Source organism: Chloroherpetonaceae bacterium, from assembly GCA_025056565.1.
Classification (GTDB): domain Bacteria; phylum Bacteroidota; class Chlorobiia; order Chlorobiales; family Thermochlorobacteraceae; genus Thermochlorobacter.
Genome location: JANWWA010000005.1, coordinates 102,775 through 122,377, shown reverse-complemented (window position 1 = coordinate 122,377; position 19,603 = coordinate 102,775). Strand labels below are relative to the sequence as shown.

Below are 19,603 nucleotides of genomic sequence, written 5' to 3'. Positions count from 1 at the left end.
GGAATAAATGAAAACTCTACTCCGTTGCAAAAATTTCCTCAAACGAAAGCTCAATGCCACTGGCTTTGTCAGAGACAGTGCCTTCCACAAAGGTTTTTGGCTCAGCTTCTTTTGTGAAAACTGAGACTGTCTTCAACGCAGGTTGGACAATCCAAACCGATTTGACCCTGTGATCTAGCATTGCTTTGGCTTTGTCAAGGATTACTTCCATTGGTTGCGAAGGGCTTTGAATTTCAATCGCTAAAATCGGCGGCTCGGACAGAGCGGACTTTGTCTCAAACCAATTGACTACACGCTTCGGAAAGACCAACACATCAGGCGTAGCATCTCTATCCCCAACAGGCATTGCAACTTCGGAAACAACAGAAAATTGTCGACCATATCTTGCACGCAATGCAACGATGAGATTCGCTTGAATGTATCCATGATTGAAGTTTGGCATCGGCTTGCCACGCTCGAGTTCGTAGTCGGAGAGGCTCTCTGTCGCTTGCGGTTCCATAGCACTTACCAGCTTGAGTTTGCTTGAAGATAGCAAAAACGCTTTTCTCAAGATTTTTTCAGCTATTGTCCCGATTCCCGTGCAAGTCTTCTCGCTTGGGCCTGCGACATTAAGCGTCGAAATGTCAAGTGACGAGAGCCAGTTGTAAATTTTGACTGATGCGTCGCTTGAGAAAGGATTGATAGCACAGACTGGCTTGCTGTAACGCTTGGCGCACTCAATCGTCCAGTTTGTTCCTGCGTCGTTTTGAATCGTGTCAGGTACAAGCACAAGTGTCGCATCGCTATCGCGCACATTCCATTCGGTTCGCAGCGAGCGTGGAATATGGGGCGCATTAGGGCTTCGCTCTACGGGTGTTGGCACAAGGGGGAAATGCTCAGGAATTGTGCCGCTCTCACATGCACGGTCGGGCGGACACCAGCCACCAGTTTCCAAGCCGAGTTCAAGTGCTACGCGCAAAGCTGCTTGGTCGACACCAGTCTGTCCCCCTGAGATGATTTTCCGCAGTTTATGCATTAAACCAGTAGATAATCTTCAACACCACACCACGATTGCGCACGGCAAATGTATCTGTGCCATAGTTGTCGGTATAGACCAAGAACACATCGCTCATTGGCGCAAACCGCCACTGCAAACGTGCATTGAGATTGACATTTTGAATCTGCGTGTTGTATTGCAAAAATGCGGTCATGAACAGCTCACGCGTGAGTGAAAGGTCAAAGCGCGCTTGCAGCAAAGTCAGGGTTGTGCCGCGAAATGGCTCAGGTAGCCAAATGAAATTTTGCTCGAGATTTAGCGAAATTAAGCCGTAAGGTTGTGCACGGTAGCGTGCGTTGCAGCGATACCTAAATAACTGACCATTGAAGTAACCGCCAAATTCCGCAGAGCCAGAAAAGGCAACTCTCTTGCGCTCATCGCTCTCAAAATATGCACCAAAAGTTCGATACTCGTAGACGCCGATTGGGAGTTCGTTGTTGGCTTCACCGCGCCCTGTGGGGTCAAACGGGAAAGTTAGTCGGGTCATTACATCGCTGAATGTGATGCCGAATGCACCAGTGTTTTGCAAGTTGAAAAAGTAACTCAGTTCCAGTGAGCGGTCGAGTTCTGTGATGAAATCTTGCGAGCGATACATATCGAGCCGGCAACTGATGCCGTGATTGTTGATGAAGTCTGACCTTGGATAGAAGCGATAATCAGCTTGTGGCTCAAAGCGCCAGACCCCTCGACGTGGCACAAAGCCCACTTCTGGATTGTAATGCTCACCGATGAACTCGTGATTCCACTCTAAGCGAAACTCTGGTTGTTCGTAGCGCAAAAAGAGTGCGGTGGCGAATTGATGTGGCAGAGCGCGAGGTGTAAAGTTATGGTGATAGAAGAGCTTGCCTAACCATCTGCCGTCAAAAGTGGCAAGATTAAAATCAATGCCTAACACACGATTAAAGTCATTGCCTTCAATGCCACGATAATTTGCGCCTTGACGGCTGACGCCAAACACAGTTAGATTTGAGCGCTCAAAGAGCAAGCGCTGTGTGACTGCTACAGCGTAGTTATTGCCGCTGTATCGCAGAGAGTCGTTGCGGGCAGTTTGCAGCATAAGTGCTCCAATGCGCCAGCTTGCATCCAGATTACCAGAAAGCCGTGCGCCCGCTAAAATGGTCGTTGGCTGACCGTTAAAAAGCCCAATCTGTCGCGAAAAAAACGGGCGAATGCGCCGAAAGCCCAACGATGAAAACAGGTCACTGTTTTCCAAGAAAAATTGACGCTGCTCAGGAAAGAAAATCGTGAAGCGATCGAGATTAGTGATTTGTCGGTCGACATCAACTTGCGAAAAGTCAGGATTAAAAGTAAGGTCAAGATTCAGCGCTGAAGTGAGCGCCAGCTTTACATCGCTCCCTGCATTTGCTGTGGGGTTGGGGAAAGCGCGAGTTTGATAATTTGCCACAACGCTCCCAATCGTGTAGGGAATGAACGAAAGATTGGCGCTGTAATTTTCAGGCGCTTTTTCCCAGTGCAGTTCTCCTGCAAAGGCAAGATTGGTTATGCGGAACACGCGTGGCACCGCCACCCAAGACGAATTTTCAGGTAGCTTGAGATTGTTGCGTGCAAAGTTGATGCGCCATGTAGAGATGCCGCTTTTGAAGCGCAGCGTGTTAAAAGGAATTGCGATTTCTGCCACCCACTTGTCTGCATCAATGTGTGTTTCAGCTTGCCAAGCATTGTCCCAATTCATGCTCGTGCCAAAGCCACCACCGCCAGAGATAAGCCCCTCCGCCTGCACGCCAAACGGACTGACGCTGAACATAAAGCCAGTTGTTTGATTAGAGAGCGGGTCAATGATGACCGTGAAGTTATCACTCTCATCATAGTTGAAGTCGCGTCGCAGCGATTGCACCACAAACTCTGCACTCGTCCCTGCTTCGTAGCATACCGCCGCAATGTAGAGCGTGCGTTCATCGAAAGTAGCACGCACTTCGGTTTGCGCACGCGCCAGTGATGTGTCGAAGGGAAAGTTTTGCACAAAGTCCGTTGCTACCATAGCCTCTTGCCATGCTGGTTCATCGAGCCGCCCATCGATTGTTATTGTCCCTATTGCCCTTTTGATAAAGAGGGCTTTCTTTTGCTGCACGAGCAGTGAATCGACCAAAGCAGTCGAGGTGGCAAAAGCCTGCGCACTCCCAATCTCCGTTGCGCACAGCGCTACGTAGATGCCAACTATTGCGTAGAGCAGCTGCTGCATCGGCTGGTTATGTTTGGCGTGCTGCTACAGTCACTGCAAGATGGCTCAAGTTTAGCAAACTTATCACCACCCTTTTTTGCAAAACCCTAAGAGCGCTGAGTTGCTCACAAGTAAAAAGTTTTATTATCTTTCTTCAAAATGGATGCACAGTGCTTGCTTTGTCAAGAAAGCCTCTCTGCATATTCTCAACCAAACTGCATTTTTAGCCCTAATGAGTGTTCTATCGCGCTTAGTCAAAGTTCTGAAAGCCTACCATAATGCGCAATTTAGGCGAGCGAACTGGAAAGAATTAGACTTGGATACCTTGCTGAAAGAGATTGAGGCACAATATAGCCGGGCACGAAAGAAGGTCTACGAATCCTATCAGACCTACGCCCATTGGCATCAAGCGCAATCAAGTCAAGGTTACAGCCACACTTACGCTGGCTCACAGCAACAAAGCGGGTATCGTGGCGCTTGGAACAGTAGCGCTTATCAGAGCTGGCAGCACTCGTCGGGCACAGCTGCAAGCATAGACCCCAACATCGCAGGCTACTATGCCAACTTGGAAATCCCTTACGGTTCGGACTTGGAAACGGTGCGGCGTGCGTGGCGGAGACTGGTGGCGCTTTATCACCCTGACAAGTTCGCAGGCGACCCAGAAAAGCAGCGCATCGCTACTGAGCTCACCAAAGGCATCAACCGAGCCTACGAAGAACTGACCAAGCATTTAAGCAAAAAATAACCCAATTGCGAAAACTCTAAACCCAAAAGACTATGCGCAATCCATTTGACGCCACCGATGTGGAAAATCGCTTTCAAGCCGTCAAGAATATGCTCTTGGATATGGACCTCAAGATTGTTAGTGAAGATGAGAAAAATGAAATTTTGGTCGTCGAAGATGAAGAATATGGCATTAAGAATATGGTGATTGACTGCGAAGATACCCTGCTTGTCATTGAGCAGGTTATTATGCCTGTGCCGAAAAATCCCGGCGACCTTTTTGAGAAATTGCTCAAGATGAATCGCACTTTGGTGCACGGTGCTTTCGTCTTAGATGAGGAAGGCAAGACAGTCATTTTCCGTGATACCTTGCAGTTAGAAAATCTTGACCCCAACGAGCTTTATGCTTCCATCGAAGCCTTGTCGCTGGCACTGGCTGAGCACGGCACAGAGCTTTTGCGATACGCAAAATCATAACCCTAACCTAATGCCGAAGGAGGTTTTATGGCAAGCCTATTCAAGAGAATTTTCCGCGTCGCGCAGTCTGAAGCGCATGCCGTCATTGACAAGATGGAAGACCCTGTCAAGATGACGGAACAAGGCATTCGGGAATTGCGTGCTGACCTTGCAAAATCAATCCAAGCGCTGGCACAGGTGAAAGCCGTTGCAGTGCGTTTGCGCAAAGACGGCGAAGAACAACTGCGTCAAGCCCAAGAGTATGAGCGCAAAGCGATGGCACTGCTGCAGCGCGCTCAAGCAGGCGACATAGATATGGCAGAAGCGGAACGCCTTGCCACCGAAGCCCTTCACCGCAAGCAAGAATTTGAAGCCAGAGGGCGTCAACTTCTTACTGATGCGCAGCTCCAGCAGCAGCAAGCCGATGCCCTCCAAACCAAAGTGCAAAAGCTGCAATCAACTATTACGCGCTACGAAAATGAACTCATTACACTGAAAGGACGTGCCAAAGCTGCCGAAGCCACTAAGAAGATTAATCAGCAGCTCTCAGGCGTCGACTCCTCAGGCACGATTGCCATGCTTGAGAAAATGAAAGAGCGTGTGATGCAAACCGAAGCTGAAGCTGAAGCCTATGCCCAAATTGCTGAAGCCACCACGACTGTCGACGAGCAAATCAACCGAATTTTGGCTACGCCTTCTAAGAGCGCTGCATCGGACTCGCTTTTGGAACTGAAGCGCAAAATGGGCATGCTGCCGCCTGCTGACCCTGCATCAAGCTCTGCAGGCAACACTGCCAGCTCCACCAGTACTGCCTCAGCAAGCTAAGCGTTTCTACGCTTCTTAGTCATCTAGCAATCTTTAGTTCAACCCCCTCTCCTTCAGGAGGAGAGGGGACAGATTTGCGTTAGAACTGGGATAAGATGCACACTTCGCAGAGATTCGCACCATGCTTGTAGGCAAAGAACACCTACCTTTTTCTTAGCACCAATCTCGGTAGAGCCAGACGGGGTGGGCTTCACCTTTTACAAATTCACTTTTTTCAGCAGGGAGCTCGAGAAATCCATCGCAGTCGACCAGATTGGCAAAGTCACCTGAGCCGTGCCCAGCGAGCGGTTCAGCCAGCAATGTGGCTTCAGATGAGACAGCCAGACGAACTGGCAAAAAGTAGGTCAGCTTAGGCTTAAAGACCACAGGCTCAGTCAGTTGTGCAAAAAGCGGCTTGCTTTTCTCTTGTCCTTGCGCTGCACATATCCAGCGCCACACATAGCGCAAAAAGCATAGCACCGCAGAAACAGGATTACCCGGCAGCGCAAACACAGTGCAAGTTTGCGTTTGACCAAACAGCATCGGCTTTCCCGGACGCTGTGCAACCTTGTGGAAGTGCACTTCTACACCCAGCTCCTGCAGAACGCTGGGCAAAATATCCACTTCTCCTGCTGACACGCTACCTGTGGAAATTATCACATCATAGTCTTGAAGCAGGTCTGCGAAGCATTGGTGCATTGCTTCTGACGCGTCGCCAGTGTGAAACAGCTTGCATTCCAAGCCACGTGCTCGCAGAAAGGCTTGCAGCATCGCTGCATTGGAGCGACGAATTTGATGTGGCAGTGGGGTCTCAGAAATTTCTACCAGCTCATCACCTGTAGAGACAATCGCAATGCGTGGATGGGCATAGACGTGCACGGTTACCTTGCCAATAGCAGCCGCTACTGCAATTTCCGCTGGCGACAGCATTCGTCCCTGTGGCACAATCGTCTCGCCCTGCCGACGGTCTATTCCCTGCTGATGCACATTTTGCCAGATTTTTTCAGGGATGCTCTTTAGCGCAATGAATCGCCGCTCACCCTGTTGTTCTAACTCAACATCTTCCACACGCACAACGACGGTCGCACCCACTGGTAGCACTGCCCCTGTCATCACTTCTACTGCTACACCAGACTTCGGCAAGGCTACCGCAGGCATACCTGCGCGCTGAGTGTGCACCACTTCAAATCGTCGCTGCCCTGCTTGCACCGCTGCCCAATCTAAGGCGAAACCGTCCATTGCAACTCGGTGAAAAGGGGGAAAATCACGGTCGGCTATCAAAGGCTCAGCAAGCACACGTCCCACTGCTTCAGCTAAGGTCAATTCAGCGATGCCGAAGGCGCGACAGCGCGCTTGAAGAATTGCATCTGCCTCAGCGACCGTAATCATTTAGGAGCGAACAAATGCCGAAATGTGCAAGTCAATCATCGGAATAGCGTTCTTCCTTCCAAGGGTCAGCGCTCATTGAGTAGCCGTTTTGCTCCCAAAAGCCAGGCATATCTTCTGCGAGAAACTCTATACGATGGATCCACTTTGCGCTTTTCCAAGCATAGCGTTTGGGCACCAGCAGTCGGCACGGACCGCCGTGTTCTGGTGTAAGTGGCTGCCCTTCCCACGAGTGGCAGAGCAATACATCGTCATCGTCTAGCGCGTCCAGCGTGAGGTTTGTCGTGTAACCACCGTAGCAGTAGACCATCACTGCCCTCGCTTCAGGCTTTGGCTTAATCTGTTTGAGCACTTCCTTTATCGGCACGCCTGTCCATGTCTTGTCTAGCATTGACCAGCGTGTTACGCAGTGAAAATCTGCTGTAATCGTCACCTGCGGCAGAGCCAGAAAATCATCCCAAGTCAGCGTGAGCGGATTTTCTACTAAGCCATCCAAGGTCAGTCGCCAGTCTTTGAGGTCAATTCTGGGTGTTGTGCCGTAGGTTAGTACAGGGAATTTCAAAGTAAGATGTTGCCCGGGTGGTAATTTTGCTTTTCCGAAAGCGTTTAGCTGGTCTTTCAAGGCTGATTCAAGCTCAATGCGCGACATAGCTCCTAAAAGGTTGTGTGAAAAATGAACGAAATAATCTACAAAAAAATTTACGGTGGTATCGAAAATGAACGCTTGCACGCCAAGGTATTGACGCAGGGGCAACCAGAACTGTCTTCCAGCAGGCGTGTGACCGAAAACGATGACAACAACAAAACAGAAGGAGGCGAAGATATGTCGTTACTGTCGTTTTTAGACCGAGAGAAATCTATTGCCGAACCCGGATACAACCGCTGGCTCTTTCCACCGTCTGCGCTGGCTGTGCACCTGTGCATTGGTCAGGTGTATGGCATTTCTGTTTTTAACATTCCAATGACGAAACTTATCGGCATTACTGAGCCGCAAAAAGGAGTTGATTGGACCATCCCAGAGATTGGCTGGATTTTCAGTATCGCTCTGGCGGTGCTGGGCATCTCTGCTGCGGTGTTTGGCAAGTGGGTGGAACGCTCTGGGCCTCGCAAAACAATGTTTGTCTCTGCAGTGTGCTGGTCGACGGGCTTTTTGGTTAGTGCATTTGGCATTGCGATTCACAACATCTGGATTGTGTATTTCGGCTACGGCGTGATTGGCGGTATTGGCTTAGGACTGGGCTACATTTCGCCCGTCTCCACGCTGATGAAGTGGTTTCCTGACCGACCCGGCATGGCTACAGGAATTGCAATTATGGGTTTCGGGGGCGGTGCTATGGTTGGCTCACCGTTAGCAGTCGAGCTGATGAATTTCTTTAAGACTCCAACCTCAATGGGTGTCTGGGAAACCTTCGTCGCAATGGGGCTCATTTACCTTGTCTTTATGCTCTTTGGAGCTTTTACGGCTCGTGTTCCTGCACCAGACTGGAAACCCGAAGGCTGGGAGCCTCATGCACAGCCAAAGAAGATGGTCACCACTGCTAATGTAACTGCTGATGTAGCAATTAAAACCCCCCAGTTCTGGCTTCTTTGGATTGTGCTCTGTATGAATGTAACGGCTGGCATTGGTGTCTTAGGGCAAGCTTCACCGATGATTCAGGAAATGTTCCTGTTCAAAAAATTCCGTGATATGGGACTGAGTGAGCAAGATGTAACGAAGATGGCTGCCGCAGCAGGAGGCGGTTTTGCAGCACTGCTTTCGCTCTTTAACCTTGTTGGTCGTTTCTTCTGGTCATCGCTTTCTGACATCTTAGGTCGTAAGACAAACTATATGATTTATCTCGGCTTGGGCACTGTGCTTTATGCGCTCATTCCGACTACTGGGCAGATTGGGAGCGTCGTTTTGTTTGTCGTGCTTTTCGGTATCATTATGAGTATGTATGGCGGTGGCTTTGCGACAATTCCAGCTTATTTGCGTGATATGTTCGGCACGATGCAAGTCGGTGCTATTCACGGTCGCCTTCTTACGGCATGGTCAACCGCCGCTGTCTTAGGGCCAGTGCTCGTTAATTACATCCGTGAGTATCAAATCAACAATGGCGTGCCCAAAGCCGAAGCCTACAACGTAACGATGTACATCATGGCCGGCCTGTTGGTCGTTGGGTTTATTGCCAACTACTTGGTCAAGGAAGTCTCACCAAAGTATCACTACGCCGAAGCGCCACAAAACACACCCAGTGGCACGATGCAAATGCAACGAGCCTAACTAAAACAGGAGGAAGAAAAATATGGCAGACACAACAAACGGCGCTCACATGCGTCGGAATAACACCATCAAACTCATTATCAGCTGGTCTATTGTCGGGATTCCATCGCTTTGGGCAATCTGGCAAGTGGTGGTGAAAACACTGGTGCTATTTCAGTAGAGATGGAACTGGAAGCTGGAGAGGCGAACTAACTTCGGTTCGCCTAATCGGTTCGCCTAATTTTTCAGAGGGAAAGTATATGCAAAAGCTCGAGCTTAAACTTTCGGAACAGCTTACGGAAGAGCAGAAAATCGAAGCGTATTTCGATGAAGTGAATCGCCGCTTAGTGGTTGCTATCGCACTCAGTCCTGCTTTCTTTGACGCAATCCAACAACAAGCTAGTGAGCTTTTACGCACTTCATCTGAGAGTCCCTTCGCCGACGATGCAGAGACGCTTACTTTTGATGGGGTGCAGGTCTTCATCAAGCAGATGGGAGACGATTTCAAGATTATTAACTCGGAAGAAGAGTTTAATCTTCTCATTAAGGAGCAGCGCTAAGTCGTGGCGGTCTCCACAGATGGCTTTTTGGCTTTTTTCTTCTTTCAATGGCATTGTGCAGTACAAGCAGGCAAGTTTAATCCCTTGCTTGTCTCACTCCCTCTATGCTGCTTAGGAAACTGCACCTTCCTTTTAGCGTTTTTAGCGAAAAATCATCTCATCGCGCTTTGGACCGACGGAGATGAAGGAAATTTTTGTCTGCAGCGCATCTTCAATGAAGTGGATATAGGCTCGGGTATTCGGGTGTAATTCTTCAAATGTTCGGCAGTGTCGGTTCGAGCTTTTCCAGCCTTTCAGGGTTTCGTAGTGTGGCTCAATTTTGCAGAGGGTGTGGTGGTCGGTTGGGAAGTCTTTCAACACTTTTCCGTTTAGCTTGTATGCGGTGCAGACCTTGATTTCATCGAAGTGGTCTAAGACATCGAGCTTTGTCAGTGCCAGTTCACTCACACCGTTGATAAGATTGGAGTATCGGAGCAAGACCAAGTCCAGCCAGCCGCAGCGGCGCGGTCGCCCCGTCGTTGCGCCAAATTCCTGCCCAATTTGTCGGATTCTGTTACCTGTTTCATCGTGCAGTTCGGTCGGGAACGCACCGTTGCCCACGCGTGTCATATAAGCTTTTGCCACACCAATTACCTTGCCAATATGTGTGGGTGAAATTCCAGAGCCTGTGCATGCTCCTCCTGCTGTCGGGTTTGATGAAGTTACAAATGGATACGTGCCGTGATCAACATCCAATAAGCTCCCCTGCGCGCCTTCCAGCAAAATGCGCTTGCCTTGTGCAAGCTGCTCGTTTAGATAAACCTGCGTGTTTTTGACAAAGCTGTCAATTGTGCGGTCAAAGGCGGTGTAGTGCCGAACCAGTTCCTCTACATTGAGTTCCTCTTTGTCATAGATTTTTCTCAGCAGTGCGTTTTTGTGTTCCAGATTAAGCCGCAGCTTTTCTTCTAAAATTTCTGGCGAAAGTAAATCCACGATTCGGATGCCGACACGGCTAAATTTGTCGACATAGCTTGGACCGATGCCACGCATCGTGGTACCGATGCGCTCGTTTCGTGTTTGTTCGGCTAGCGAATCTAAGAGCTTGTGGTATGGCATAATGAGATGCGCTGTGTGGCTGATAAAGAGTCGCCCTTCTACACTGAAGCCTAAGTTGCGCACCGTTTGAATTTCCTTCATGAGCGCATCAGGGTCAATCACTACGCCGTTGCCAATGACGCACACACAGTTCGGGTGAAAGATACCTGATGGAATAAGGTGCAATACAATCGTTTTGTCCTCAAAGCAGATAGTGTGTCCTGCATTTGCGCCACCCTGATAGCGCACCACAATATCATACTCAGCCGAAAGGTAATCGACCAGTTTGCCTTTGCCTTCATCGCCGAATTGCGAGCCAACTAAGACCGTTGCTCGCCGCTCTGATAGGTGTGTCATTCGCAATGCGTGGTTTTAAGGCTCAAGATAGGGTTTGAGTTTTGAGAGTAGCTCGTGCTGACCCATTTTTTTTGTTGCTGACACATCTGCCACAAATTCATATCCTTCAAAAAAGGCTTCTGAAGCGGCTTGTGCGGCTGCCAGTTCCGCTTTACTTAGCTTATCAATTTTTGTGCGTACCAGTGCATATCGCCGTCCGTAGAATGCTAAAAATTCTTGCATCTGCTTGTCACTTTCCATTTGTGGATGCCGCGCATCAATGATTAGCAGCACCAGTCTAAGCATAGGGCGCGCTTCCAGATACCACTCCAACAGTTTTTTCCATTCTGCTTGCAGCGATTTTTGCACCTTTGCGTAGCCATAGCCCGGCAAATCTACGAAATAAAACCTGCGATTGATGAGAAAGAAGTTTAGCTCTCGTGTTTTGCCGGGCGTTGCACTGGTTCTTGCGAGCTTCCGCTGCATGAGGAGATTGAGCAGCGATGACTTGCCGACATTTGACCGTCCCACAAATGCAATTTCTGGTAAGCCATCTTTGGGCAGAGCGTCAGGTGATACGACACTCCTTACAAATTCTGCCGATGTGATACGCATCTTGGCACTTGATTAGCGTTCTCCGAAAATGGCAGAGCCAATGCGCACAATAGTGGCTCCTGCTGCGATTGCTTGCGCAAAGTCTCCACTCATTCCCATTGAAAGCTCCGTGAAGGTCTCTGGCTGAGGGGCAAGCCGCTTTATGTCGTCAAAGAGGCATTTCATTTTCGCAAACTCTTTCTCTGCCTTTTCCAACTCAGGCGACCCAATCGCCATTAGGCCTTTCAGCGAGAGATGCGGCATCGTGAAAATCTCCTTTGCTGCCGCGCACACCTCCTCTGGCTTGAACCCATACTTGCTTGATTCATCTGAGATATTGACTTCCAGTAAGATTGCTACGCACTGGTTTTGGCGCCCCGCCCGCCGCGATAGCTCTGCTGCCAGCGAGATTTTGTCGACAGCCTGCACCATCGATACCTTGCCCACAATGTATTTGACCTTGTTGGATTGCAAGTGCCCAATCAAATGCCACTCTATATCTAACCCGTGTAGCAAGGGGTGGGCTTGCTTTTGCAGGAGTTCCTGCACGTAATTTTCCCCAAAGATGCGCTGCCCTGCTTCGTAGGCTTCCCGAATCATCTCGGCGGGCTTGGTCTTTGAGACTGCAACGAGTTTGACGGTGTTTGCCGCACGTCCTGCTTGCTGACAAGCGGCCTCAATTTGTGAGCGCACCTGCGCCAAGTTTTGCGCAATGGTCATTGCCTTACCAAGTAGCATACCTTCTGCTGCAAAGTTTGAGAATTCCGCGCAAAATCCCCACATAGGTGGGGAACGCTGTCAGTGTCGGGCTTCAAACTTACTTCAAATTGACAATTCGGTTCATTAACTTTTTGCCCTTATCAACTTAAACACTTTTGTGCTATGTGGTACGAGAGCATTCTCGACACGATTGGGAAAACGCCAATGGTGCGTTTGCACCGCATTGCCAAATCACTCAAGCCTGTGATGCTGGCTAAGTTAGAGTTTATGAACCCGGGCGGCAGCATCAAAGACCGCATTGCGCTCAGTATGATTGAACACGCTGAAAAAAATGGTCTCATTAAGCCGGGTGGCACGATTATTGAGTGGACAGCGGGCAACACAGGAATTGGTCTTGCGCTGGTTGCTGCGGTCAAGGGCTATAAGTGCATTATGGTGATGCCTGACAAAGTTTCGCAGGAGAAAATTGACCTCCTGCGTGCCTTAGGCTCAGAAGTGGTCATCACGCCGACCGCCGTTAAGCCCGAAGACCCACGCAGTTGCTACAGCGTCGCCGAACATCTGGCTAAGACAATCCCCAACTCTTACTACCCTAACCAGTTTGTCAACGAAGCCAATCCCGACGTGCACTATCGCACCACTGCCGAAGAAATCTGGGAACAAACAGATGGCAAAGTTACTCACGTTTTTGCCCCGATGGGCACCGGCGGCACCGTCTCAGGCATTGCCCGACGCCTTAAAGAGTATAACCCCAAAGTCAAAGTCATTGGCATTGACTCGGTTGGCTCTGCCTACACACATTACTTCAAGACTCGCGAAATGCCACCTGAAATTGGACTGTGGAAGTTAGAAGGAATGGGCGGTAGTCGCATTCCCAAGACGGCTGATTTCGATATTCTGGACGATGTCATTCCCGTTAGCGACGGCGATGCCTTCACGGCTGGACGGATGCTCTCCAAGCTCGAGGGCATCTTCGCTGGTGGCTCGTCAGGGGCTGCCCTCTTTGCAGCGATGAATGCCGCAAAGCAACTTCAAGAAACCGATGTCGTCGTCGTGATGATTACAGACACGGGGGCACGCTACATTAGCAAGATGTATAACGACCTCTGGATGAAAGAAAACAACTTTTCACAATCGTTCAGTGGCGATAAGTCCAAGCTCACGGCTGCTGATGTCTTGGCGACCAAGAAGCATCGCAAGCTCATCTTCGTTATGCCTGAAACGCCTCTCTACGAAGCCTTTGAGCTAATGAAGCAGTATGAAATTTCTCAAGTGCCTGTGATTTCCGACGGTGCAGAAATTGGGAGTATCAGCGACAACAAAATCCTTCACACTTTACTTTCTGAAGCTGATGCCAAATTCAACAAAGTTGTTGGGTATATGGAAAAGCCTTTCCCAATTTTGCCGCCTGACGCCTCGCTTGCTCAGCTTTCTGACACGCTCAGTCGAGACAATGCAGTGCTTATCGGTCGCGACGGCGAAGAGTTCGAGATTATCACCAAATCAGACCTGATTGCAGCTATCACGGCTTGAAGACTTACAAGAGCACTTCAAGTCTTGTGGCAATGCATACGCTCGGTTTGGCGATAAGCGGCCTTGCAGTCTCAGAATTTGTCTATTTGCACGAGAGGTATTACATTCAAAGCCCTTTTCAATGCAACCAAACGAGAGTGCAAAGTTGCCACAGACAGAGAAGAAAAAAGTTCGGTCCGAAAAGCAGCGCTCGGCGAAGACAACGGTTTCAAAGTCTGCTAAGAAAAAAGCCGAGCCTAAGGTAAAAGTTGAGGAGTTCATCTCGCCTGAGGTTTCTACGGCGAATGGTCAAGCGGTTAGCAAGCGTGAGCTTATTGTAGCTGGTAAAATCAAGCCGCTTTACTGTGAAGTCTGTGACCGCGTCTCCACGCGAGAGTTTGTCGGAGAGTGGATACCCAGCGACAAGCCAAAAGACGATGACCAGCCACAAGAAGAGTGCACGCGCAAGTATTGGCTGCGCTGCACAGATTGTGCAGTTGGCGCAGTGCAGCTTGTTGAGGAGTGGAAGATTCAAACTGAGCGCGAGAAAAGCTTAGAAGAACTTACCAAAGAAGAGTGTATTCCCTACTCGCCACAATCTATCTATGCGGTCGGCGATGCGATTTTCCACGAAGGGCTGAAAGAAGTTGGCATTGTACGCTCCAAAGTTGTTACGGCCAGCGGAATGAACGCAATTAGCGTTGAATTTCGTAACTTAGGTTTCCGTCAGTTGCTTGAGAATGTTACAATTGAATCTGATGGCACGGTTTCAGACACGACGAAGAAAGGCAAGCTCAAGCTTGTTAGAAAGCCAAAGAAATCGAGCTGAGTAACTTTGTCGCTCCCTGTGCGATAAAAGTTGCCTGAATTAGGTTTGCATACACTAAACTAAAATCTAAAAGAGAGGAGGTGAAACATTGGTCGGAGTACAACTCATGGAAGGCGAAAGCATCGATAAGATGCTAAAGCGCTTTAAGAAAAAGTATGAACGCGCTGGTATCTTGAAGGAGTATCGCCGTCGCACTTACTACACCAAGCCCTCTGTTGAAGAGCGCTTGAAAGAGTCTCGCAGGAAGCGCCGTGCGCAGCGTCTGAACGAAGAACTGAATTCTTAAACCGCTATTTGCACTGTTTCTGAGAAGCGAGCATCTGCTCGCTTTTTTGTTTTCTCTCTTTGCTCAAAAGATTGCCATAGAAACTTCTTGTCTCTGAAAGCGACCGAAACGACTATGCTTTTTGCTGAAAAATACCCTCAGGCGGTTGCAAAGCCTCTGCTTGTGCTCTAAGTTAGCAGGTGCAATGAGTCAGGTGAGGCGCTTAGAGTTAAGAGCAAGCCCAACTCAGCGCAAAAGAGTAGATGAGCTTCATTAACCTTACCTTTGAAGAAGGAGAAAAACTATGGCGCTCTTTGGTGCAGCAGAAGCAACCATCGCCCGTTCAGACTATGAGGTTACGTTGGAAGGTGGCACCAGCACTTGGGGAACGCTCAAAGCGCGTGCGACCATCAATGTGACGCCTGCGATTCCCTTGCTACCCACTGACCTTAACATTAAGCTGAAAGCAAAGCCCATTGGCGATAGTAAAGATGTGGTGCGGCTCTCTGTGCTGATTGAAACAGTAGTTGACAGCACTGTAAAGAAACTCACAGTGGAAGCCGATATCGCCAATGAGACGGAAGAGCGGCGTGTTGCCGTCGGCGATGGGGTCGTAACCGTTGGCGACTTCAGCCATGCGTTCTCGTTTGAAGGTTCTGTGGTGAATCTCTACTACTATAAGTCTGATGTGATTCGGCGCAACATTCCAAACCCACGCTATTTGCAAGGGCGTCAGTTCCACGACATTTTGATGAAAATCCCACTTGAAAACGATGACTTGATTGCTACTTGGGAAGCCACGCTATCCAGCATTCGGAACTCTGGCCCGAATTTTGGCGACTGGATTCGTGACTTCTGGTTCATCGGTCCTGCTCGCAATGCCTTAGATGAAGGTGGTCAGCGCATCTCGAACTTGGAAGTGGTGCGCATTGGCACAGAAGGCACCCCTGAAGAACCGCTCGGAGTCTCGAACTGGCGATTCTCAAATGCAGGGTCAGGTGTGGTTGATGCCGTCTCACGTTGGGTTGAACTTTTCCCAGTTGAAAAGCTCTTGGGTAGAGAAGCCAGAATAGAAGGGGCTTTCAGTTCCGACTCACAGGGTATTGAAGTGAAAGTCGATGGTGAATTGCCCGGACTCTCTATTGATGCAGGCGGCGGGTTGCGTCGTATCCTAAATCACCCGCTTATTCCGATTATCCATCATGGAATCGTCGGCAAATACAATGATTTCCGGGTTGATACGCAACTGACTATCACGCTGCCAAAAGGCTTCAAGATCCGCTACGCCGCGCCGCAATACCGCTACCAAAACAATGAAACCTACAAGTGGTATGGCGGTACCTACGCAAAGTGGGTCGAGCACATCTGCAAAGGTGGCACAGGTCAGTTTGAAGTCCTTTACGCACAATAGAGGCTGGACGCAACTTCACCATGAGCGGTGCAATGCCGCTCAAACTGGCGGCTTGCAAGAGGTGACGCAAAAAAGAAAAAAACAGCCGCAACAGCAGTCAACTTGCAAGCCTTAATTTGCTCACCTTCCCTTCACTGCAAGCCGCCAGCACTGTGTTTTGTAGTACCTGTGTAGTATTCCAGTAGTACCAGTAGTAAAGCAGTAGTAATGTAGTGCCCAGTAGTACAGTAGTAAAGCAGTACCAGTAGTAAGCAGTAACGGTCGCATACATACTTGACCGGTTGTATGTATGCACAACTTGTCAGCATCGCTCAGTGGCACACACCTGCCAAGCAGCGATCATGACCAAAAGGGGGGAATCACCCCCCTTTTAATTTTGTCCGACCGCTTCCCTACTTCAGCGAGACTGGCACAGGTTTATTTCATCGCAGCGGCAAAGTTCTGGCTGACAAAATCCCAGTTGATAAGGTGGTCAATGAAGACTTGTGCGTAGTCGGGGCGACGATTTTGGTAGTCAATGTAGTAGGCGTGTTCCCACACATCAATTGTCAGCAACGGGGTTTTGCCTTCAGTGAAAGGCACTTCAGCATTCGGTGTTTTAACCACTGCCAATTTACCGTTATCCAGCACCAGCCACGCCCAACCAGAGCCAAACTGCGTTACTGCCGCTTGCTTGAAGGCTTCCTTGAATTTGCCGAAATCGCCAAAATCTTCCTTGATTTTATCCATTAATGCCCCAGTCGGTTCACCGCCGCCTTTTGGCTTCATACAATGCCAGTAGAAGGTATGATTCCACACCTGCGCCGCATTGTTGAAGAATGCTGCCTTTGAGCTATCTTTGGCTGTCTTCTTAATGATTTCTTCTAGCGACGCATTCTCGAACTCGGTGTTTGGAATCAGGTTGTTCAAGTTGGTTACATATGCTTGATGATGCTTGCCATAATGGAATTCAAAGGTTTTTGCAGAAAGATGCGGTTCGAGCGCATCTTTGGGATATGGCAGTTCTGGAAGCGTAAATGGCATAGTTGGTTCGGTGTGTTTGGTTGTTGAGAATTACTACGCTTAGCAAACCAAAATAGGCAGCGCTTCGTTTCCAGCAGCGTGGCTTTATCTGCTCATACTGGCGACTTTGCCTAAGCGCACCTTGCAGCACTGAGATGCTTTTGATATGCACTCAGAAAACTTGTTGCAACACGAATTTAGCAACTTTTGATGAAAACGCCTTTTGGTTACTTTCTTGCGCTTTGCTTTGGCTTGGTCTTTGGCTGCGCCGAGAAAGTCAAGTTAGACCGTGATGACCAGCGTTTTATTGCCGTCTATGCAGATGTGCTGACGCTACAAGGCAGCTACGCCACAACGCCTGACTCGCTCAAAGCACGATTTAACAAACTCGACAGTCTAAGCGCTATTTTTGCGGCGCATCGTTATTCGCCCAGAGAGTTTAGTGAGCGCTTTGAGCTGTATCGCACTAACCCTAAGCGCTGGCAAGAGGTGCAATTGCGCACTGTGCAAATCTTGGAAGAACGGCGAAACCTTGTCATCCAAGAAAAGCAAGACTCACTTTACCGTCAGCAACTGCAAAAACAAATGATGCAGTAGAGATGAAAGTGATTGGCGTAACGGGTGGAATTGGTAGCGGCAAAAGCACGGTCTGTGATATTTTGCGCACGCTGGGCTGCGAGATTTTTAACGCCGACCTTGTCGCCAAGCAGTTGCAAGAAACCGACTCCGAAGTGATCGCAGGTATCAAGCAACTGTTTGGTGCTGACATCTATGAGGGTGGCGTTCCAAATCGCAAAAAAATGGCAGAGATTGCTTTTTGTGATGCGCAGAAGTTAGAGGCACTTAGCCAGCTGATTCATCCGAAAGTGTTCCTCGAGTTTGAACGTGCTCGGAAAACCGCCGAAGCAAACGGTGCAAAGGCACTGGTGAAAGAAGCTGCAATTTTGTTCGAGTCAGGTGGCGACAAGCAAGTTGATGAGACGATTGTGGTTCTTGCGCCACGCACAGAGCGCATTCGTCGCTTGGAAGCGCGCGGTATGACACGCCAAGACATTGAAGCCCGCATGGCTCGCCAGCTCTCCGATGACGAACTCCGTGCTCGCGCTGATTATGTCATTGAAAACACTGGCTCGCTGGATGAACTGCGCGCAAAGACCATGGATATCCTCAACAAAATTTTAAGCACTAGCTCCATAACCTCGAATCGCTAACTTCAATGCATACTGTTTCTACACTCGACGCACTTTCTCTCAAAGAAAAAGAGCGCGAGCTTTTTTTCCACACATATGCGCGCTTGCCGCTTGAAATTTCACACGGCGATGGCGTCTACCTTTACACAAAAGATGGTCGCCGCTGGCTGGATATGATTTCTGGCATTGGCGTCAATGCACTGGGCTACCGCCACCCTCGCATTATTGAAGCAATTGAAACGCAGGCTAAAAAGTATATCCATACCTCTAACCTCTTCTTGCTCGAGCCACAGTTCAAGCTGGCTGAAAAACTTCTGGAATTGACTGGCTTTTCAAAGGTCTTTTTCTGCAACAGCGGCACCGAAGCGGTTGAAGGCGCAATGAAATTAGCCCGCAAATGGGCTTCCACTATCTCCCCTCATAAACGCCAAATTCTTTCACTGACCAACGGTTTTCATGGACGCACATTTGGCGCTGTTACCCTTACCGCCAATCCCAAATACCATAGTGGTTTTGAACCCCTCCTGCCTGAGACAGGCTACATTACGTTCAATGACCTTGAAGACTTGGAGCAAAAAGTCTCTGACCGTACCGCCGCTGTATTTGTAGAATTCGTGCAAGGTGAAGGCGGCATTTGTGCGCTTTCCCCCGCCTTTGCCAGCAAGCTCAATGCGCTCCGCTCGCAACACAATTTTCTTCTTGTTGCAGACGAAGTGCAAGCAGGCTGCGGACGAACAGGCAAATTTTTCAGCTATATGCACTTTGGCATAGAGCCAGATGTCATCTGTGCTGCAAAACCCTTAGGCGGTGGATTGCCCTTAGGTGCAATCATCGGCAATGCACGCGTAGCAGAAACTTTCACCAAAGGCAATCACGGCACAACCTTTGGCGGTAATCCTGTTGCCTGTGCTGCTGGGCTTGCTCTCATAGAGGAGTTGCTTGAAAAAAATCTGATGGACAACGCCGCAAGAGTCGGACTGTTCCTTAAAAATGCCTTGCAAAATTTGATGCGCAAGCACATTCAAGTTCGCTCTGTGCGGCAATTTGGACTAATGATTGGCGTCACTGTCTCGCGCGATGCCAGCTACTATGTGGAGAAAATGCTCAACGAAGGCGTCATCATCAATGCGACTAATACAAACGTGATTCGGCTCTTGCCGCCACTTACCATTACTGAACAGGAAGCAGAACTCTGCGTGCATGCCTTAGATAAGGTGTTTGGCGCAGAGTGGCATAGTATATAGCTTGGGGATGAGGGCATTTGCATCTTCGCCCCTGCTTTTC

21 protein-coding genes are annotated in these 19,603 nt (G+C 49.3%); 13 read left to right on the top strand and 8 right to left on the bottom strand.

Annotated elements, in window-relative coordinates:
• Positions 1-16: 16 nt before the first annotated feature.
• Positions 17-1,015 carry a Uma2 family endonuclease gene (locus tag NZM05_05790; protein MCS7013127.1) on the bottom strand — a complete coding sequence of 333 codons (999 nt, stop codon included), beginning with the start codon at positions 1,013-1,015 and terminating at the stop codon, positions 17-19.
• Positions 1,008-3,236 (bottom strand): carbohydrate binding family 9 domain-containing protein, encoded by a 2,229-nt coding sequence (locus NZM05_05785; protein ID MCS7013126.1) that lies wholly within the window; start codon positions 3,234-3,236, stop codon positions 1,008-1,010. The genes NZM05_05790 and NZM05_05785 overlap by 8 nt, the downstream gene beginning before the upstream one ends.
• Before the next feature lie 142 nt (positions 3,237-3,378).
• On the opposite strand from NZM05_05785, the gene NZM05_05780 reads away from it, so the two are divergent.
• From NZM05_05780 to NZM05_05770, 3 genes are read left to right on the top strand one after another with little or no spacing between them, the layout of a single operon-like run.
• Positions 3,379-3,960 (top strand): J domain-containing protein, encoded by a 582-nt coding sequence (locus tag NZM05_05780; GenBank protein MCS7013125.1) that lies wholly within the window; start codon positions 3,379-3,381, stop codon positions 3,958-3,960.
• Positions 3,961-3,992: 32 nt separating this feature from the next.
• Positions 3,993-4,415: a YbjN domain-containing protein gene (locus NZM05_05775; GenBank protein ID MCS7013124.1), complete on the top strand. Its 423-nt coding sequence runs from the start codon at positions 3,993-3,995 to the stop codon at positions 4,413-4,415.
• A 27-nt stretch (positions 4,416-4,442) separates the two neighbouring features.
• On the top strand, positions 4,443-5,219 hold the full coding sequence (locus NZM05_05770; protein ID MCS7013123.1) for a PspA/IM30 family protein: 777 nt from the start codon (positions 4,443-4,445) through the stop codon (positions 5,217-5,219).
• Between the two features lie 153 nt (positions 5,220-5,372).
• Here NZM05_05770 and NZM05_05765 read toward each other — a convergent pair whose 3' ends face one another.
• On the bottom strand, positions 5,373-6,587 hold the full coding sequence (locus NZM05_05765) for a molybdopterin molybdotransferase MoeA (protein ID MCS7013122.1): 1,215 nt from the start codon (positions 6,585-6,587) through the stop codon (positions 5,373-5,375).
• A 31-nt stretch (positions 6,588-6,618) separates the two neighbouring features.
• On the bottom strand, positions 6,619-7,233 hold the full coding sequence (locus NZM05_05760; protein MCS7013121.1) for a sulfite oxidase-like oxidoreductase: 615 nt from the start codon (positions 7,231-7,233) through the stop codon (positions 6,619-6,621).
• Between the two features lie 24 nt (positions 7,234-7,257).
• Here NZM05_05760 and NZM05_05755 point away from each other — a divergent pair, with 24 nt between their 5' ends.
• From NZM05_05755 to NZM05_05745, 3 genes are all read left to right on the top strand, one after another.
• On the top strand, positions 7,258-8,847 hold the full coding sequence (locus tag NZM05_05755; GenBank protein MCS7013120.1) for an OFA family MFS transporter: 1,590 nt from the start codon (positions 7,258-7,260) through the stop codon (positions 8,845-8,847).
• A 22-nt stretch (positions 8,848-8,869) separates the two neighbouring features.
• Complete coding sequence (locus tag NZM05_05750; protein MCS7013119.1) at positions 8,870-9,007, top strand: hypothetical protein; 138 nt, start codon at positions 8,870-8,872, stop codon at positions 9,005-9,007.
• Positions 9,008-9,086: 79 nt separating this feature from the next.
• A complete protein-coding gene (locus tag NZM05_05745) occupies positions 9,087-9,386 on the top strand; it encodes a hypothetical protein (protein ID MCS7013118.1) in 300 nt (99 codons plus the stop codon).
• 141 nt (positions 9,387-9,527) lie between these two features.
• Here NZM05_05745 and NZM05_05740 read toward each other — a convergent pair whose 3' ends face one another.
• From NZM05_05740 to NZM05_05730, 3 genes are read right to left on the bottom strand one after another with little or no spacing between them, the layout of a single operon-like run.
• The gene (locus NZM05_05740) at positions 9,528-10,817 is read right to left on the bottom strand and encodes an adenylosuccinate synthase (protein ID MCS7013117.1); all 1,290 of its coding nucleotides are present in this window, start codon (positions 10,815-10,817) and stop codon (positions 9,528-9,530) included.
• Between the two features lie 15 nt (positions 10,818-10,832).
• The gene (yihA, locus tag NZM05_05735) at positions 10,833-11,411 is read right to left on the bottom strand and encodes a ribosome biogenesis GTP-binding protein YihA/YsxC (protein ID MCS7013116.1); all 579 of its coding nucleotides are present in this window, start codon (positions 11,409-11,411) and stop codon (positions 10,833-10,835) included.
• A gap of 12 nt (positions 11,412-11,423) precedes the next feature.
• Positions 11,424-12,128: a YggS family pyridoxal phosphate-dependent enzyme gene (locus tag NZM05_05730; protein MCS7013115.1), complete on the bottom strand. Its 705-nt coding sequence runs from the start codon at positions 12,126-12,128 to the stop codon at positions 11,424-11,426.
• Positions 12,129-12,272: 144 nt separating this feature from the next.
• On the opposite strand from NZM05_05730, the gene NZM05_05725 reads away from it, so the two are divergent.
• From NZM05_05725 to NZM05_05710, 4 genes are all read left to right on the top strand, one after another.
• Complete coding sequence (locus NZM05_05725; protein ID MCS7013114.1) at positions 12,273-13,643, top strand: pyridoxal-phosphate dependent enzyme; 1,371 nt, start codon at positions 12,273-12,275, stop codon at positions 13,641-13,643.
• A gap of 121 nt (positions 13,644-13,764) precedes the next feature.
• Positions 13,765-14,451, top strand: coding sequence for a hypothetical protein (locus NZM05_05720; GenBank protein MCS7013113.1), 687 nt, complete (start codon positions 13,765-13,767; stop codon positions 14,449-14,451).
• Positions 14,452-14,539: 88 nt separating this feature from the next.
• Positions 14,540-14,737, top strand: a complete 198-nt coding sequence (rpsU, locus tag NZM05_05715) for a 30S ribosomal protein S21 (protein ID MCS7013112.1) — start codon at positions 14,540-14,542, stop codon at positions 14,735-14,737.
• 283 nt (positions 14,738-15,020) lie between these two features.
• A complete protein-coding gene (locus NZM05_05710; GenBank protein MCS7013111.1) occupies positions 15,021-16,127 on the top strand; it encodes a bacteriochlorophyll a protein in 1,107 nt (368 codons plus the stop codon).
• A 417-nt stretch (positions 16,128-16,544) separates the two neighbouring features.
• On the opposite strand, the gene NZM05_05705 is transcribed toward NZM05_05710, so the two are convergent.
• Positions 16,545-17,150, bottom strand: coding sequence for a superoxide dismutase (locus NZM05_05705; GenBank protein MCS7013110.1), 606 nt, complete (start codon positions 17,148-17,150; stop codon positions 16,545-16,547).
• A 189-nt stretch (positions 17,151-17,339) separates the two neighbouring features.
• Between NZM05_05705 and NZM05_05700 the strand changes: the two genes are divergently transcribed.
• From NZM05_05700 to NZM05_05690, 3 genes are read left to right on the top strand one after another with little or no spacing between them, the layout of a single operon-like run.
• Positions 17,340-17,726, top strand: a complete 387-nt coding sequence (locus NZM05_05700; protein MCS7013109.1) for a hypothetical protein — start codon at positions 17,340-17,342, stop codon at positions 17,724-17,726.
• 2 nt (positions 17,727-17,728) lie between these two features.
• Positions 17,729-18,340, top strand: coding sequence for a dephospho-CoA kinase (gene coaE, locus NZM05_05695; GenBank protein MCS7013108.1), 612 nt, complete (start codon positions 17,729-17,731; stop codon positions 18,338-18,340).
• A 5-nt stretch (positions 18,341-18,345) separates the two neighbouring features.
• Complete coding sequence (locus NZM05_05690) at positions 18,346-19,563, top strand: aspartate aminotransferase family protein (protein MCS7013107.1); 1,218 nt, start codon at positions 18,346-18,348, stop codon at positions 19,561-19,563.
• Positions 19,564-19,603: the final 40 nt, after the last annotated feature.